This is a genomic window from Erysipelothrix enhydrae (assembly GCF_035066605.1).
Taxonomy (GTDB): domain Bacteria; phylum Bacillota_I; class Bacilli_A; order Erysipelotrichales; family Erysipelotrichaceae; genus Erysipelothrix; species Erysipelothrix amsterdamensis.
The window spans coordinates 29,980-46,285 of the sequence record NZ_CP125807.1; the positions used below are offsets into that span (position 1 = coordinate 29,980).

General features: G+C 37.2%; 14 protein-coding genes. 3 read left to right on the top strand and 11 right to left on the bottom strand.

What is annotated here, in order from left to right; genetic code table 11:
• Positions 1-18: 18 nt before the first annotated feature.
• From LLS04_RS00140 to LLS04_RS00150, 3 genes are read right to left on the bottom strand one after another with little or no spacing between them, the layout of a single operon-like run.
• Complete coding sequence (locus LLS04_RS00140) at positions 19-1,005, bottom strand: zinc dependent phospholipase C family protein (RefSeq protein ID WP_323611287.1); 987 nt, start codon at positions 1,003-1,005, stop codon at positions 19-21.
• Positions 1,006-1,034: 29 nt separating this feature from the next.
• Positions 1,035-2,162, bottom strand: coding sequence for an alanine dehydrogenase (gene ald, locus LLS04_RS00145; RefSeq protein WP_323611288.1), 1,128 nt, complete (start codon positions 2,160-2,162; stop codon positions 1,035-1,037).
• On the bottom strand, positions 2,162-2,899 hold the full coding sequence (locus LLS04_RS00150) for an HAD family hydrolase (protein ID WP_323611289.1): 738 nt from the start codon (positions 2,897-2,899) through the stop codon (positions 2,162-2,164). Before LLS04_RS00150 ends, ald begins: the two co-directional genes overlap by 1 nt.
• Before the next feature lie 263 nt (positions 2,900-3,162).
• On the opposite strand from LLS04_RS00150, the gene mgtA reads away from it, so the two are divergent.
• The gene (gene mgtA, locus LLS04_RS00155; protein ID WP_323611290.1) at positions 3,163-5,751 is read left to right on the top strand and encodes a magnesium-translocating P-type ATPase; all 2,589 of its coding nucleotides are present in this window, start codon (positions 3,163-3,165) and stop codon (positions 5,749-5,751) included.
• Positions 5,752-5,796: 45 nt separating this feature from the next.
• On the opposite strand, the gene LLS04_RS00160 is transcribed toward mgtA, so the two are convergent.
• The 4 genes from LLS04_RS00160 to LLS04_RS00175 all read right to left on the bottom strand — a co-directional run bounded on the left by LLS04_RS00160 (position 5,797) and on the right by LLS04_RS00175 (position 10,440).
• Positions 5,797-6,045, bottom strand: coding sequence for a type B 50S ribosomal protein L31 (locus tag LLS04_RS00160; RefSeq protein ID WP_323611291.1), 249 nt, complete (start codon positions 6,043-6,045; stop codon positions 5,797-5,799).
• A 2-nt stretch (positions 6,046-6,047) separates the two neighbouring features.
• The gene (locus LLS04_RS00165; protein WP_323611292.1) at positions 6,048-6,155 is read right to left on the bottom strand and encodes a putative metal homeostasis protein; all 108 of its coding nucleotides are present in this window, start codon (positions 6,153-6,155) and stop codon (positions 6,048-6,050) included.
• Positions 6,156-6,238: 83 nt separating this feature from the next.
• Entirely contained in the window at positions 6,239-9,304 is a 3,066-nt protein-coding gene (locus tag LLS04_RS00170; protein WP_323611293.1) for an SMC family ATPase, read from the bottom strand.
• Entirely contained in the window at positions 9,301-10,440 is a 1,140-nt protein-coding gene (locus LLS04_RS00175; protein WP_323611294.1) for an exonuclease SbcCD subunit D, read from the bottom strand. Before LLS04_RS00175 ends, LLS04_RS00170 begins: the two co-directional genes overlap by 4 nt.
• A 170-nt stretch (positions 10,441-10,610) precedes the next feature.
• Between LLS04_RS00175 and LLS04_RS00180 the strand changes: the two genes are divergently transcribed.
• Entirely contained in the window at positions 10,611-10,844 is a 234-nt protein-coding gene (locus LLS04_RS00180; protein ID WP_323611295.1) for a hypothetical protein, read from the top strand.
• Between the two features lie 224 nt (positions 10,845-11,068).
• On the top strand, positions 11,069-11,512 hold the full coding sequence (locus LLS04_RS00185) for an excalibur calcium-binding domain-containing protein (RefSeq protein ID WP_323611296.1): 444 nt from the start codon (positions 11,069-11,071) through the stop codon (positions 11,510-11,512).
• Positions 11,513-11,545: 33 nt separating this feature from the next.
• On the opposite strand, the gene LLS04_RS00190 is transcribed toward LLS04_RS00185, so the two are convergent.
• Genes LLS04_RS00190 through LLS04_RS00205 form a run of 4 tightly spaced genes read right to left on the bottom strand, consistent with a single transcriptional unit; the run spans position 11,546 to position 16,274 of the window.
• On the bottom strand, positions 11,546-12,529 hold the full coding sequence (locus LLS04_RS00190) for an aldose epimerase family protein (RefSeq protein WP_323611297.1): 984 nt from the start codon (positions 12,527-12,529) through the stop codon (positions 11,546-11,548).
• 53 nt (positions 12,530-12,582) lie between these two features.
• On the bottom strand, positions 12,583-13,746 hold the full coding sequence (locus LLS04_RS00195; RefSeq protein ID WP_323611298.1) for a galactokinase: 1,164 nt from the start codon (positions 13,744-13,746) through the stop codon (positions 12,583-12,585).
• Positions 13,747-13,748: 2 nt separating this feature from the next.
• Positions 13,749-14,759, bottom strand: coding sequence for a galactose/methyl galactoside ABC transporter permease MglC (locus tag LLS04_RS00200; protein ID WP_123171321.1), 1,011 nt, complete (start codon positions 14,757-14,759; stop codon positions 13,749-13,751).
• A 12-nt stretch (positions 14,760-14,771) separates the two neighbouring features.
• The gene (locus LLS04_RS00205) at positions 14,772-16,274 is read right to left on the bottom strand and encodes a sugar ABC transporter ATP-binding protein (RefSeq protein ID WP_254006659.1); all 1,503 of its coding nucleotides are present in this window, start codon (positions 16,272-16,274) and stop codon (positions 14,772-14,774) included.
• Positions 16,275-16,306 lie beyond the last annotated feature (32 nt).

The following is a 16,306-nucleotide window of genomic DNA, read 5'->3' on the forward strand; positions in this document are numbered from 1 at the left end:
CCCTATTATTGTTGTTTTCTATTTTTGATAAATACTATCATAGTATTTCATCTCACGTCCGGGTGGACGCCCTGTATCGTAACGGCGATCACCAAGAAGTGCGTCGAAATTAACAGGTTCATTGTGTTCTAATGCATCGTTTAAAGCCCCGATGCATTCATTTCCTAGCACAATGGACGACTCATAGAGTTCCATAAATGTCTCGTTCGATGTTTCATCGATATTTGTTGGGTTTGACCATGTATCACGCTTTAAATTAAGAACGTCGTATCGCGCATCGATATTCGAATTAACGATATGACTTGAAAACGCCCACGGATAAGCCATTTTACGTTCCAGTTTCTGAATCACTGGAGTCATAATATTGTGCGGATCGTATAAATAATTCAAAATCTTTTTAAAGGAGCAAATCGCTTCTTCAATCACTAAAGGTTCTAAATATATTCCAAAAACTTGAACGAGCATCGCTTGATAGAATGATGCAATAACCCGTCGCTCTTCTTCATTGACATCAACAAAACGCTTTGGTTTTAACGATGCCATATCACGCCCTTTTACATACGTAACCATTAATGAATCAAGCATTGACTCGTACCGGAAATGCCAGTAACGTGTAGCTCCAGCTATTTCCCCACCACGATAAAACACAAATGGATGTGCAAGGGAATCTAAAGACCAATGTTGAAAATGTCCAGCAATAAACGCAATCAGTATTGTTTTTCTACGTTCATCTTTCATTTCCTTTATAAAACTCACCGCCTGATTATAAAAATCATTAACATGAGTTCGGTGCACAATCCCACCATAATCAGCGACAATTTTATTAAGTTCCTGATCTTGCCACGGAAATACTTTGTAGTAAAACAAGATATCCGGACCATTGCTCCCTAGAAGATATGCCCGCGGGTGTTTTTTTATCGCTTTTTGGACTGTCGACACGTCAAGTTCATTATAAACATCGAGTGCCATCAGTCCATGTGTAATAACATTTGGTATGACGGCCACCTCCTTTATTACATTCTAACAAATTACCTCTAAAGTTGCACCACTTTAACACAGTTTTCATATTCAATAAATTCCAATTCAAGCGCAACCGCAACCGCTTCATTTACGACCTGACCATGAAAAATATTTAAACCGTTTTTAATTCCGGAATCGTGCATAACAGCATTATGAATACCACTGTTGGCAATTTTTAAAGCATACGGTAATGTTGCATTTCCTAATGCATAGGTAGAAGTCTTTGGTACTGCACCTGGCATATTGGTTACACAATAATGAACAATCCCTTCTTCAACAAACACTGGATGACTGTGTGTTGTTGGATGACTCGACTCAAAACATCCCCCTTGATCAATGGCAACATCAACCAAGACTGTTCCTGGTTCCATAATTTTTAAATGATCACGTGTAACCAATTTCGGAGCACGTGCTCCTGGTAGTAAAACACTCCCGATCACAACATCCGCGCGACGAAGCTCATCTTCGATGTTTTTTGAATCACTATAAATTGTATTTACAGCTGTTCCAAAAACATCTTCAATATATGCAAGACGATCTAAATTACGATCCATCACACTTACTGTTGCACCTGTTCCAAGTGCTGTTTTACAAGCACTCATTCCTACAACACCCCCACCAATAATCACAACATGTCCACCACGAACGCCTGGAACCCCTGATAACAAGATACCCTTGCCACCATAGGTCTTTTCTAAATACTTGGCACCTTCTTGAATTGATAGACGTCCCGCAACCTCAGACATCGGTTTTAAAAGTGGTAAACGTCCCAACTCATCCGTTAGCGTCTCATAAGCAACCGCAGTAATATTACGTTCCATTAATGCTTTTGCTAGAGGTAAATTATCCGCCAAGTGTAGATACGTAAAAAGAATTTGATTGGCTTGCATGAGGTCATACTCTTCAGCAATAGGTTCTTTAACTTTTATCATCATCTCCGATTGTTTCCAAACAGATGCTGCGTCATCACAAATAATCGCACCATTGCTTTGATATTCTTTATCGGTAAATCCACTTCCTAGACCTAATCCAGCCTCTACGTAGACTTCGTGGCCATTTTTAATGTATTCAATAACATGTGAAGGCATAATCCCAACACGTTGTTCAAAATCTTTTCGTTCTTTTACAGATCCTATACGCATTAAAACAACTCCTTTATTTTCTTTAACAAATCTCTACGTGACCCACTCCAGTCGCACTGATAATCTGTTCCACGATGAATTAAATTATCTGTCAGCAACCATGTTTGCATCCCAAATTGAGAGGCCATCATATCTTCTTCCACATCATTTCCAATCATTAAACATTTTTTTGGATCCAACATATTATCACGTATGATTTCTTCATAATACATTGGGTTTGGTTTACAATGATGGTTTTTCTCAAATCGGGTAATATCGTCAAAATCATGCAATTCGAGACCCGACCACCAAATGCGTTTATCAGTAGCAAGTTTTGGAAAAAGTGGATTTGTAGCCAAAATCACTTTATATCCTTTTTCTTTGAGGTAACGCACCGTTTCAACCATCGGTTGCGAAATTGATGTTACGGTCTCAACGATGTTATATTCATTTTCATAATAATCATCTAATATCGTATCAATTTCATGTTTAATTTCTGATCCAACAAGTGATTCGAAACAAGCGTAAAAAACCTGTTCATTTGTTTTTAATTCATCCTGATTCTGAATCATTGCCGCACTGGATTTCCACAAGGCCTTAGCCATTAATTCCGGTTCGATAATATGTGCAACCTTTTGCGTAATTGATGTTAAATATGTTCGTTCAAAGTCATCCCCATCAAGCGGTAGAATTGTACCGTCCAAATCAAAGAGTACTGTATCAATTCCAAGTGCATTGCTCAAGTTTACATTTTTCATGTGTTACCTCCCACTTTTTTGAATTATATCATAAGTGTTAAATATTCTTATCATTAAGTTTCAATCTATCACTCATTTTATTGCTTAATGAACCTCAATTTGTTATAGTTTTAAAGCGAGGAGGTGGATACCAATGGAAGGTCAGAGTTGCATGAACGATAGTATTAGTGAACGATCTTTGGATGATGACCCCTTGGGTACACCTCAAGAAAGTCATCGATAAATTTTGTTCATACAGGACAGTATGAAGGGAGTTTATAACTATGTCAGAAATAAAAAAAGAGCTAATTCAAACACTTCAACTTAATCAGGAAGAATTGTTTGAACAATTGGATGCATCTCCGGAGGGTTATACATCCAATCGAGCAGAGGAAAAGCTCGAAGAATTTGGTCCAAATGTGATCAAACCTCAAAAGAAGAAAAACCCTCTTATTGGATTCGTTAATGTTTTAATTAATCCATTTAACTTAGTATTGATGGTAGTTATTGTAATTACATTTATTACAGATATTTTATTAACACAGGAAAAAGATTATTTAACCATTTCGATTTTAGCGATTATCATTATAATTTCGACGCTAATTTCATTTATTCAGGATGAGCGCTCTAGTGCGGCCAGCGAGAAACTCTTAAATATGGTTTCAAATACAACGGCAGCACTCCGTGATGGTCAGTTTATTGAAATTCCAATTGATGATTTGGTCTTAGGTGATGTTGTACGACTTTCTGCTGGAGACATCATTCCAGCTGATATGCGTGTAATATCCGCAAAAGACTTATTTATATCACAAGCCACATTAACTGGTGAATCACAACCTATCGAGAAGTTTGTAAAGTTTGATGAGTCTCAAATGGACGCAGACAGTGATTACACGAACTTATGTTTAATGGGAACTAACGTTGTTTCCGGTACAGCTCGTGCAGTTGTAATTCGTACTGGGAGCGATACCTATCTTGGACAAATGAATCGCTCATTAAAGAATTCGAAACGTCCAAACAGTTTTGAGAGCAGTATTTCGACAGTAAGTCGCTTACTCATGAAATTAATGCTAATCATGTTACCCGCTATTTTCATCATTAACTGGGTGTTTAAAGCAAATCCAATTGAATCTTTTGTTTTTGCACTTACTGTTGCCGTTGGATTAACACCGGAAATGTTACCTGTTGTATTGAGCAGTGGCTTGGCACGTGGTGCCATCAACATGTCTAAACACCAAACGATTGTGAAGTCACAAAGTTCGATTTCATCATTTGGTGAGATGGATGTCTTATGTACCGATAAAACCGGTACTATTACGCAAGATGATATTATTTTAGAACGTTATATGGATACAACTGGTGAAGACGACATGCGTGTATTACGCCATGCTTATCTAAACTCATATTTCCAAAGCGGACTTAAAAACTTGATTGACCTTGCAATTATTGAACGTGCAACAAGTTACAATATGGATGACCTTGTAAACTATTATACAATTGTTGATGAGATTCCTTTTGACTTTGCGCGTCGTCGTATGAGTGTTATTTTGGAAGATAGTAACGACAAAAAACAACTCATTACAAAAGGTGCTGTTGAAGAAATTATGAAATTGTGTTCACACATTGACCGAGATGGAAAAGTATTTCCACTTGACGATGAAACGCGTGAAGAAGCAATGGATGTATATATGCAACATAATAATGATGGTTTACGTATGATTGCTGTTGCTCAGAAAAATGAATTGCCAACAGATCACGAGTTCGGTGTTGAAGATGAGAAAGATTTAGTTCTTATCGGTTTCATCGGTTTCCTTGATCCACCTAAAGAAAGTGCTAAACCAACAATTGAAAGTCTAAACCGTCATGGTGTTGATGTTGTGGTTATCACCGGTGATAGTTTGGGTGTTGCTAAAAAAGTATGTAGTAAAGTTGGTATTGATACCGAAGTAACTTATATGGGTAAAGATATTGAAGAAATGAGTGATGAACAACTTCAATCCGTTGTTGAATCATGTCACCTTTTTGCTAAAATATCCCCTGTACAAAAACAACGTATTGTAGAAGCATTCCAAGCGAATAATCATACCGTTGGTTTCTTAGGTGATGGTATAAACGATGCGCTTGCATTGAAACAAGCTGATGTTGGTATCTCAGTTGATACCGCTGTTGATATCGCTAAAGAGAGTGCTGACATTATTCTTCTTAAGAAAGACTTAACCGTTTTAGAAAAAGGAATTATGGAAGGCCGTAAGACCATTGTAAATATGATTAAGTATCTCGAAATGGCTGTAAGTGGTAATGTTGGGAATATGATTTCCGTAATCGTAGCAAGTGTGTTCTTGCCTTTCTTACCACTATTACCTGTTCATATTCTAGTTCAAAACTTACTCAGTGACCTTGCACAAACTGGAATACCATTTGATAACTGTGATGACTCAGATCTCGATAAGCCTCGTAAGCTTGAGTCAGAACGATTGGTACACTTTATGTCAGTGTTTGGACCATTAAGTTCTGTCTTTGATATTATGTGCTTTATTGTATTGTGGTATGTTCTTGGTGTGAATACAGCCGAACAAGCTACTCTATTCCAAACATTCTGGTTTACATTCGGAATCCTGTCTCAAGCACTCATAATCTTTGTAATTCGTGCTAAAAAGCCGTTCTCATTCAAAAACAAACCTGCTTCAATCTTGGTTGGTGTGTCGACACTTGCTGTCATTATCACACTGATCTTCGTTCTAACACCGCTTGCTCAGTCAATTGAACTTCAAATCTTAAGTTTAAATCATCTGACATACGTTCTTGGAATCGTGGGTCTATACTTGATCACCACCGCAATTGTTAAGAAATTTGTTTGGACGCCATTAGATTAAAAAAAATTAAAGCCCCTTATCTTGTATAAAGATAAAGGGCTTTTTTTACTGCTTCGCGTTAAACTTGCGATTAAATTTCGCAATTTGACCCTCAACACGTGTCTCGCGTTGTTTCCCTGTATAAAACGGATGTGATGTTGAAGAGATATCAAGATTCACAAGGGGCATCACGGTACCATCCTCAAGTGTTATCGTTTTATCAGTTTTAATCGTTGAACCAATAATAAATTGAGCTTGCGTGTTGATATCCATAAATACTACATTTCGATATTCTGGATGAATTCCTTTTTTCATACTTATTTCCCCTTCTTTCGATAGTGTTTAATAATCCTTAGTGCTCGTTTTCGTGTTTTAAGATTGGGTGATTTAAGATTTCGATATGCAGTTGATTGATCTTTTTTCATTGCTTCCTCCTGTTGTTGCAAACGTTTCGCATTTAGATATTATCCTACTCTCTATAATTTGTCAATAAAAAAAGACAGGTGGCTTAAAGCACACGTGTCTGAATTGTACTGCCTTTTTCTGTCTTAGTAATAATAATTTGTTGTTCTATAAGTGTTTTCAACTCTGGTACATGAGAGATGATTCCTACATATTCCGCAGTTCCCGCAAGATCTGTTAAAGACTTCATAGCCTGTTGAAGTGAGGCTTCATCCAAGGTTCCAAATCCTTCATCGATAAAGAGCGCATCTACGCATACTGAGCCTGAGAAGCGTTGGACTACATCAGATAAGCCTAAAGCGAGGGATAACGAAGCTTTAAACGATTCCCCACCGGATAACGATTTAACGGACCTAATCTTCCCAGTATATTGATCGTAAACATCCAAATCCAAGCCCGACTTTGTGTTGAGCCTTTCGGCTTTTTCTTGTCGTAAAAGAACATATCGATTTGAAGTCATCGGTGTAAAACGCTTATTGGCTTCTTCCACAATGTAATCAAAATACGCCGATTGAACATAGTGTTCTAATGCGATCTTTTGTTTACCACTTAAATCTCCATTCGCGGTTTTTGAAAGACCGTCCATAATCGCTCCTTGACGTTCCATCGTCAGACTATTCTTTTGGATCGTCTCTAAACGTCTTAAGACAGATTCCAGTGTAGTTATGTTTGTTGAAGCTTCTTGCACCGTCTTATTAAGCGAGACGATCGATCTTTCAATTTCTTGCTTCGCCTCGGATAAGTATTCTAATGTATGAGGTGGTTTCGTTTCACGTTGAACTTTTAATTGATTGATTTCAGAACGAATTTGTATCATGCGCTCATCATAAGTTTTTAAAATTGAAGCTTCGTTTTGTAGTGTTATTTCGTTTACCGTTTCCCACTCAATCTCATGGATATCAAGATTGTATTTATTACAGAGATCAAGAAGTTGTTGCTGTTTAAGTTGATACTCATTTTCTTCTGTTTTGAGTTGTTTAGCGATCTCACTTTCTTGTGTTTTGATTTGTTCAAGCTCTGTTGATGTTGATTGATACAACTCTAGATCTTGTTGTTCTTTCGCTTCCATCTCTTTAATTTGATGATGAAGTGGCTCGATTTTCGCTATCAATACCTCTATACTATCAAACTCTAAATTAGATTGAATCATATTGATTTCAGATTCTAGAGCTGCATGACGCATATGTTCTTGCTTCATAGATTCGTTAAGTTCATCAAGATTTTTCTTTAATAACTCCAAGTTTTGTTGCTGTTCGTGCATTGATTTTATCTTCGAATTTAATGTCTCATGCTCAATACGTTTTAATTCCATCAATGATTTCAAATCTTGAATTTTAATTAAAATCTCATTGAATTCTACTCGAGTCGCATTCTCGTCATCTTCTTTAATGAATTCATTAATATTTGTGATCTTTGTGTTAATCACATGGCAAGTTTGCGCTTGGTTCTGTTGGACCTCTTGTTTCTTAAACACTTCTTGTTTTAATTCTTGTATTTGGTCGTAGGTTAAAACTGAATCCATAAGTAACGCGGGATGTGGATGCTCCAACGATCCACAAACTGGACATGCATGATCATCTTCAAGACTTTGTGCTAACAATCCTGCTTGTTCTTTGTAATATCGTAATTCATGTTGAATAAGCTGTTCGTTGGCGTTAATGTATTCTTTTTCAGCCATTTTAAAAGAATCCTGCTCTTTCACCAGAAGCACTTCTAACTCTCGTTTTGTATCAAAGGATTCGATTCGTTTTAGAAGTTGCTCACGTTGACCCAGATAGGTTTCTAATTGATGCTCTTGAACGATTTTTTCTTTCTCGAGCCCATAAGAACGATCTCTAAGCGTTTCAAGCGTTGTTTTGAGTTCTTCTTGTTTTACTAATTCCTCTGCAAACTTCACTTTTTGTAACTTTAATTCATCCAGACGCTCAATTACCGAGTTGTATGTTACTTTTGTGGACTTCAGGGTCTCATATTGCGGTAACATTTTTTGATACTGTTCCACCTGTCGCTTCACCTGTTCAAGCTGTTTCAACCGATCATTTCGAGTTAAATATTGTTGCTGTATATCTACAAATCGTTTTTGGACTTCTTTGTTTTTTTCGTGAATATCATGGTATCGATGCTTAATTGTGGATATTTTTTGTTTGTTTGCTTCCAATCTATGACGAAGTGGCATTAACTGATTAAAAATAAGAGTTTGTGTTTCAAGCTTTATTCGAAGCTTTTCATAATGTTCTTTTTGACTCAATAGTTCCTCTGCTTCACGTTCTTTTTCTTGAAGATGAGCAAGTATTTGTTGGTATGTTTCCCATGATTTTATGGATTCAAGGATGATATCGCGCGTATGGTTAAGATTTTTTTGATCGGTAAGGTAGGCTGTCTGTTGGTCAACCATTACATGGTATTTTCCTTTTAAATCACTATAGACTTCCTCAAGATTAAAACCTGTGTATTCAATGCATTCTACGAGATTGGGCAGTCCTGCTAGAACACTTTTAACCTCTTGTTTCGTATGCTCGAGTTCGCGCTTAAGTTCGAGATTCTTCTGTTTCAGTTTATCTTGTAGTTTGAGATAGAAACGTGTGTCAAAAAGCGTTCGAAATATGTCAGATCGTTTATTGCTCGATGCATTCAGAAGTTCTAAAAACTCGCCTTGCGCAATCATCACGACTTGTTTAAATTGTTGAGCATCCAAGCCCACAATCTCGATTATTTTCGCATTCACCGTTCTAATATCATCTAGTTCTTGACCATTAGGGAGATACAATTGTACACTTGCGTTTTGTACTGTCGTTCCTTCACCTCGTGCTTTTAAGCGCTCATAACGGGGCTTGCGAACAATTCGATAGATTTCATTCCGATGGCTAAAACTTAAATCCACATATGTTTCCACAGATGCATCCGCAAAGTCACTTCGAAGTGACTCTGGCTGACGTTGACTACCACTGGCTACATCGTAAAGCGCAAACGAAATTGCATCAAACAATGTGGTTTTCCCTGCCCCAGTATCTCCAGTTATTAAAAAGAGTCCTTGATGAAACTGAGTAAAATCCACGGTCGTTTCTTCAAAGTAAGGACCAAATGCACGCATCGAAAGAAGAATCGGTTTCATAAACTTTCCTCCTGAATTTCATCAATCATTGCTTTCACAATATCAGACTCCTCTTGATTAAAGTCACGACCATTGAGTGTCGTGAAAAAGGCATTAAAAAGATCAAACGGCTTTTGATCTAAAATCTCAGTAGCTCGTGATAAGGATGACTTTGACGATGTACGTGAATTATCAAAATCCAAACTTACAAGATTTTGATAAACACTTCGTAATTTATGAAGTGCATCCCCTTGAATAATATCATCGGTCAAAATCGCATGAATATAATCTTCAGTGCGATCTTCCTTACCTAATTCATAAAGATGTTGTAATGGGCCTTTAAGAATTCGGACATCTCGCAAAGGCTTAAGCTCCACAAACGATATCGCAACATCCTTATCAAGATCGATAATAGGCAATTGTTTTGTATGCATACATTCAGAGAATGAATATTTTAACGGTGAACCGGCGTAACGCATCGTTTCACGTCCAATCGCTTGAGGGCGATGAATATGTCCTAACGCTACATAATCAAACGTTTGAAACAATGACGCATCAATCGCATCCAAGCCCCCTACAGCGGGTCCAATTTCTGAATCAGATAGTATGGGTGTCGTTCCATTACCAATCACAAATTGGTGCGCAATCGCAACATTCCGATCTTCTTGATTTATATTTATTTCTTGGAAAATAAACTCAAACGCTTCTTGAAACGTCGTCCCTGTAAACTCAGGATGGTAGTTTCGCACCATGGACGGTTTTATATAAGGAATCATGTGAAAATGAACGGGTCCTAAATCGTCCTGCAGTGTCACAACCGGGATAGAACCAGTATAATGAGACACTAAATAAATATCGTGTTCTTCAAAAAGTGCACGACCTACACCAAGACGTTCTTGAGAATCATGATTCCCCGAAATGATTAAAACATGGATACTCCGATGGGATAACTGCGTCAAAAAATCATTCCATACTTCAAATGCTTCTGCACTTGGATTTGCTTTGTCATAGACATCCCCCGCAATTAATAAAACATGCGGTTTGATGGTATCTAAACTTTCAATGATTTGGTTTAAAACATACCGTTGATCCTCAAGAAGACTGAAGTCATTCAGTCTTCGACCAATATGTAAATCTGCTATATGAACTATTTTCACACTATCACTCTTTTCTCCCTTTATCTTACCACAATCTTTGAATTTCGAGAGTGCGATTGTACTTCGATTTACACTTTAAAACAATCCCTTCATCTTGTTTTAAAATATATTAAAAAGAAGGATTGTTTTCTTATTTAATTATGCTAATATCAAAGTATTGTGAGGGTATTATGTTAAGAAAAAGAAAGAAATCAATCAGTGATTCATCACAAAAATTGCAAGTTAGTAAAAAGAAGTGGTTTCGTCGAAACCATGAATCAATTCAACAGAACAATGAACATATAGAACAAAACATTAAACAAATAGAGGAAAAACCTCAACGTAAACTTAATTGGTTTACACCTAAGAAAACCGCTGCAGTTGCTTTAAGCTTGGCATTGGTGCTGTCGGAGCGTATTCCCTAGATACAAATCGTGTTTACAGCCTCACCTTAGAAGCAAATGGACATGCACTTCGAGAACCGTTTCAGTACAATAACTCAAAAAATACTGAGGTCACATTACCCAGTGAATCTGATTTTAAGGATGTAGAACCTGGAAGTTTTAAGGGGTGGTATGATGATCAAGGTAATACCATCACCCAATTAAAATTGGAAAAGGATACGCATGTTGAAGCAAAATGGTATGCGATGCATACTGAAGAGAAAGTCGTACTCAATGAAACCCCGTTTGAGAATATTGAAGAAACAGATGATTCCTTACTTGAATCTGAAAGTTATCAAAAACAAGTCGGGAAAATTGGCATTGATGAGACACGTAAACAATTGGTGTACCGTGATGATAGTCTCTACAAAGAATCTGTCATTTCCGAAAAAACCATTCAACCTAAAACCGATGCAATTTGGGTTAAAGGGACGAAACCCATTCCTGTAACCCCTACGATACAAGCAACACCTGCTGTAGAATCCGTAGATCATGCGGTTGCAAGAGCTGAAGTAAAATCTGAATATTATAAGAACTGTACCGAACTTCGCAAAGTATATCCTAGTGGTGTTGGGAGTGATCATGAGGCATACCGATTGCCACTTGACCGCGACCGCGATGGATGGGCTTGTGAAGCAAAAGGAAATTAAAGAATACGAAAAAGAGAAGGCTAAGGCCTTCTCTTATTTTTTTAATGTATAGGTTGTAACTTCAGAGTATGGGTTTTCTTCTGAATACCAAGGAACACTACTTCCTGGTAAATATTCAGGTTCAATTGCAATGGCTGAGTGATTTAAAGCAAACTGACCCTGCCCATTTTTAAAACTTTCATCGAAATAATTCGCAAAATAGATTTGAACTGCCGGGCATGATGTTTCAATAAGCAGAGATTTGTTCATAGCCGACAATAAAACGCGTTTATCACCGTTTAATTGATAATTGTGGTCAACATGTCGTGTGTTCTCAAATTGCGGATGGTGACCTTGTATAACGGACTCAAGTGAGGGATTACTTCGCAAATCAAAAACTGTATCCGTAACATCAATAAATGTACCGTCCGTACATAAATCATCATCAAGATAGGCTACACGATCCGCATCAACAAGAAGATGATGCTGTGACAAATCCCCATGACCCAACAAATCAAAATACATATGATTTGTAAGATTTAAAGGCATTGAACACGAAGGCGTTGCAGTATAGCTTATCGATAAGGATGAACCTTCTAAACGATAGATAATTTCATAACTAACATTACCAGGATAACCATCTTGTTCATGACTAAAGTCCCCTTCAAGTACAACAATCGGTTCGTCATCATCATAAAGACTTTTAATGGTTAAATTACGTGAAGATAATCCATTAAATCCACCATGTAAATGCGCAGAACCATTATTTTGACTTAAATGTAATGTCGTATCGTTTAAAGAAATTATACCTTCACGCGTTCTACCCGCTAATGGTCCTATACTTGATCCAAGATAAACCTTATTATCGAGGTAGTCATCATAATTCATATATGACGTTACCACATTAATATCGTCCGTTAACTTAAACGATGTAATCGTTCCACCAAGCGTTAGGATCTTAACTTCCGCTTCCTTTGTTTGTAAGGTAATCTCTTTGACGTTTTGTTGGTGTGTCATCACCTGTTTCACATTTAACATACGCTTTCCCCTTTATGAATGATGAAAAGGATGTGAGGCCACATCCTTTTCATTTATTTAATTTGATGTGTGCCTTCACCAACTGAAGCAACATAGAAGGTTGCTTCATATCCAATTTTATCAGCATATTGCTTGCCGACATTTTTAATGAATGCATCAACGTGTTGATTCTCAACAATCGCAATCGCACATCCACCAAATCCAGCACCCGTAACACGAGCGCCGATCGTTCCTGTTTGACTCCATGCACTTTCCACAAGTGTATCAAGTTCAATACCCGTTACTTCATAATCATCGCGTAGTGATTGATGGCTTTCATTCATGAGCAATCCGAAAGCATTAATGTCACCTGATTTTAGCACTTCTGAAGCACGTTTTGTTCGTTCGTTTTCACTTACTGCATGATAAGCACGACGATACACCACTTTGTCTTCAAAAAGCGATTCTTTTGCTGTCAATTGATCCAAGGAGAGATCACAGAGGTGTTCAATATTATATTCCTCTTTAAGTATAGCAAGTGCTTTTTCGCATTGAGCTCTGCGTTCATTATAAGCAGAATCCGCTAATCCACGACGTTTATTCGTATTCGCAATAACAATGGATGCATCCCCAAGTTCTACAGGAACATATTCATAAGCAAGCGAATTTGTATTTAATAAAATTGCATGATCTTTTTGTCCCATCCCCACAGCAAATTGATCCATAATACCACAATTAACTCCAATAAATTCATTTTCTGCTTTTTGTGATAATTTAACACATGTAATCATATCTTCATTGAAATGAAACAGTTTATTAACAATCCAAGCCGTTAAAACTTCAATTGAAGCAGAGCTTGAAAGACCCGCTCCATTCGGAATATTTCCGTAATAGAGAATATCAAGTCCAAAGTCACATACATGACCTTCCAACTCAAACATCTTAATAACACCCTTTGGATAATTAGCCCAATCATCGTTTTCATTGTAGACAAGTTTGTCTACTTCTGAAGTAATGATGCCTAAATGTTCAAAGTTTGTTGAATAAAGATTGAGTTGTTTATCGTTACGCTTACGAACAAGCGCATACGTACCGTATGTAATCGCACAAGGGAACACTGAACCGCCGCTGTAGTCAATATGTTCTCCAATTAAATTAATACGACCTGGTGCAAAGAACTCAAAGTCATGGCTTACACCAAATACGGTTTCAAATTGTTGTGCAAGTTGTTTTTCCATAATTATTTCTTACGAGTCGTCTTACGGATATCAAGTGCAACGGCAATAATAATAACAACACCTTGGATTACGTTTGTCATGTCCGGTGATACCCCTAAATAGGATAGACATACTTTTAAGAGTTCGAAAACAAATACCCCAAGAAGAATACCTGGAACCGTACCTTGTCCACCGGCAGTTGATACACCACCAATTGTTGCGGAAGCGATCGCTTCAAGTTCGTAACCTTGTCCAGCAGAAGGTCCAACTGAACCAGTTTTAGCAGATAATAAATAACCTGCTAATCCGTAGAGGAATCCTGCAAGTGCAAAGATACGTACTTTAGAGCGACGAACGTTAACACCTGAAACTTCAGCTGCATTTTCATTCCCACCAATTGCATACATGTATTTACCATGTTTTGTTTTATTAAACAAGATCCACATTAAGATACCCACAAAGATTGCAATAATCGTTAGGTATGGAATTGCTCCAAATATTTTACCTTGTCCAATTTGAATAAACTCATCTTTAAATGTACCGATAGGTTTATTTTGACCGTAAAGCATGTTGATACCATAAATCATAATTTGAGTACCAAGTGTTGCTAAAAACGGTGGAACATTTAGATAGGCAACAATAAGACCATTAATCATTCCAAATACAGTACATACAACAAGTACGATAAGCAATGGTACAAATAAAGGCATATCTGGAACATTTGGAAAGAACTTTCCAATAAAGTCTGGTTTTTGAACCAGTGTTCCTGTGATTAAAGCAGATAGACCCACAATACGTCCTGCAGATAAGTCTGTTCCGCGAATAATTAAAGTTCCCGAAACACCTAAAGCAATAATAAAGCGTACTGATGTATTCGCTAAAATGTTAGAAACGTTACCTACGGTAAAGAAGTTATCTTGCGTAATACCTGTAAACAGAATCATAACCGCAACCACGATATACATAGAGTAATTTGTTAAAAAATCTTTAAGATCGAATTTTTTATCTTTTTTTTCAAATAAATGCGTTGTCATAATTTTTCTCCCTTATTCCATAAACTTCGTTGCAAGCGTCATAACACTTTCTTGTGTTGCTTCTTTTTTATCTAAGAAGCCTGAAACACGACCCTCGCACATAACCATAATACGATCCGAGACCCCTAATAACTCAGCCATTTCAGAAGAAATCATAATGATACTTTTCCCTTCAGCAGCTAATTCATTAATAATCTGGTAAATCTCAAATTTTGCTCCAACATCAATTCCACGTGTTGGTTCATCTAAAATCAGAATGTCAGGATTGTTGGCTAACCAACGCGATAAGATTACTTTTTGTTGGTTCCCGCCAGATAAATTTTCAATATGCGTTTTCTTGCTTGCAGTTTTAATGTTTAATCGATCAATACTACTATCTACAACTTCGCCTATTTTTTTATCATCTAAAAGACCCTTATGAATATACTGATCAATGGATGCAATGGCAACGTTATCCGATACGGATAAGACACCAAAGATCCCATTACCGCGTCGGTCTTCAGTAACAAGTGCAATACCATTTCGGATTGCATCTTGCGGACGATTAACAACAAGTTGTTTATCACCCAATTTCACAATACCGTGATCAATGGCACGCATACCGTAAATTGCTTCCATAAGTTCGGTACGCTGAGCTCCTACAAGCCCCCCTACCCCCAAGATTTCACCACGTTTTAATTCAAAGTAACACTCTTTAAATGATAATGGATTTGGTGACGTTAAATTCTCAACGCGTAAGACAACTTCTTCAGTCGGTTCGTTTGTCTTTGGTGGGAACAAACTCTTCAACTCACGTCCAACCATATTTTTAATGATTGAATCATTCGTCATTTCACTTGCTGGCCATGTACCAACATAACAACCATCCCGCATGATTGTAATTTCATCCGAAATCCTTAAAATTTCATCCATCTTGTGAGATATATAAACGATTGCGATTCCTTTTTTGGTAAGTTTGTCAATAATTGCGAACAGTTTCTCCACTTCTGTAGCGGTTAATGACGATGTTGGCTCATCCATAATTACAACTTTAGCGTTATGTGAAATTGCTTTCGCAATTTCAATTGACTGCATTTGCGAAACGGTCAGTTCATTAAGTAAGGTTGTTGGCTCCACATCCAATCCAACCTCTTTTAATAAACGATCTGTTTCTTCATACATTTTCTTATGATCAACTGTTTTAAACTTAGTCATTGGGTAATTTCCTAAGAAAATATTCTCCCCGACAGTCATCATCCGAATTGGTTGTAATTCTTGATGAATCATTGAAATTCCTGAATCAATGGCTTCCTTTGCATCTTTAAATTCGACCTCATTACCATTAAAGATTACTGATCCAGAGTCTCTGTGATAGATCCCATATAAACATTTCATCAACGTTGATTTTCCAGCTCCATTTTCACCCATTAGTGCATGAACTGTACCCGGTTTTAATCGTAAATTGACATGGTCTAATGCTTTAACCCCAGGGAATGTTTTATTAATATCTTTCATTTCTAGGATGTATTCGCTCATGTCTGTCACCTTCCTATCCTTATAAATATTCA

Excerpts from the sequence above, each read along its gene's own strand:
- mgtA (WP_323611290.1), top strand. The coding sequence starts at position 3,163 with ATGTCAGAAATAAAAAAAGAGCTAATTCAAACACTTCAACTTAATCAG.
- ald (WP_323611288.1), bottom strand. The coding sequence starts at position 2,162 with ATGCGTATAGGATCTGTAAAAGAACGAAAAGATTTTGAACAACGTGTT.
- LLS04_RS00195 (WP_323611298.1), bottom strand. The coding sequence starts at position 13,746 with ATGGAAAAACAACTTGCACAACAATTTGAAACCGTATTTGGTGTAAGC.
- LLS04_RS00185 (WP_323611296.1), top strand. The coding sequence starts at position 11,069 with ATGCATACTGAAGAGAAAGTCGTACTCAATGAAACCCCGTTTGAGAAT.
- LLS04_RS00165 (WP_323611292.1), bottom strand. The coding sequence starts at position 6,155 with ATGAAAAAAGATCAATCAACTGCATATCGAAATCTTAAATCACCCAAT.
- LLS04_RS00180 (WP_323611295.1), top strand. The coding sequence starts at position 10,611 with ATGTTAAGAAAAAGAAAGAAATCAATCAGTGATTCATCACAAAAATTG.
- LLS04_RS00170 (WP_323611293.1), bottom strand. The coding sequence starts at position 9,304 with ATGAAACCGATTCTTCTTTCGATGCGTGCATTTGGTCCTTACTTTGAA.
- LLS04_RS00150 (WP_323611289.1), bottom strand. The coding sequence starts at position 2,899 with ATGAAAAATGTAAACTTGAGCAATGCACTTGGAATTGATACAGTACTC.
- LLS04_RS00160 (WP_323611291.1), bottom strand. The coding sequence starts at position 6,045 with ATGAAAAAAGGAATTCATCCAGAATATCGAAATGTAGTATTTATGGAT.
- LLS04_RS00200 (WP_123171321.1), bottom strand. The coding sequence starts at position 14,759 with ATGACAACGCATTTATTTGAAAAAAAAGATAAAAAATTCGATCTTAAA.
- LLS04_RS00205 (WP_254006659.1), bottom strand. The coding sequence starts at position 16,274 with ATGAGCGAATACATCCTAGAAATGAAAGATATTAATAAAACATTCCCT.
- LLS04_RS00190 (WP_323611297.1), bottom strand. The coding sequence starts at position 12,529 with ATGTTAAATGTGAAACAGGTGATGACACACCAACAAAACGTCAAAGAG.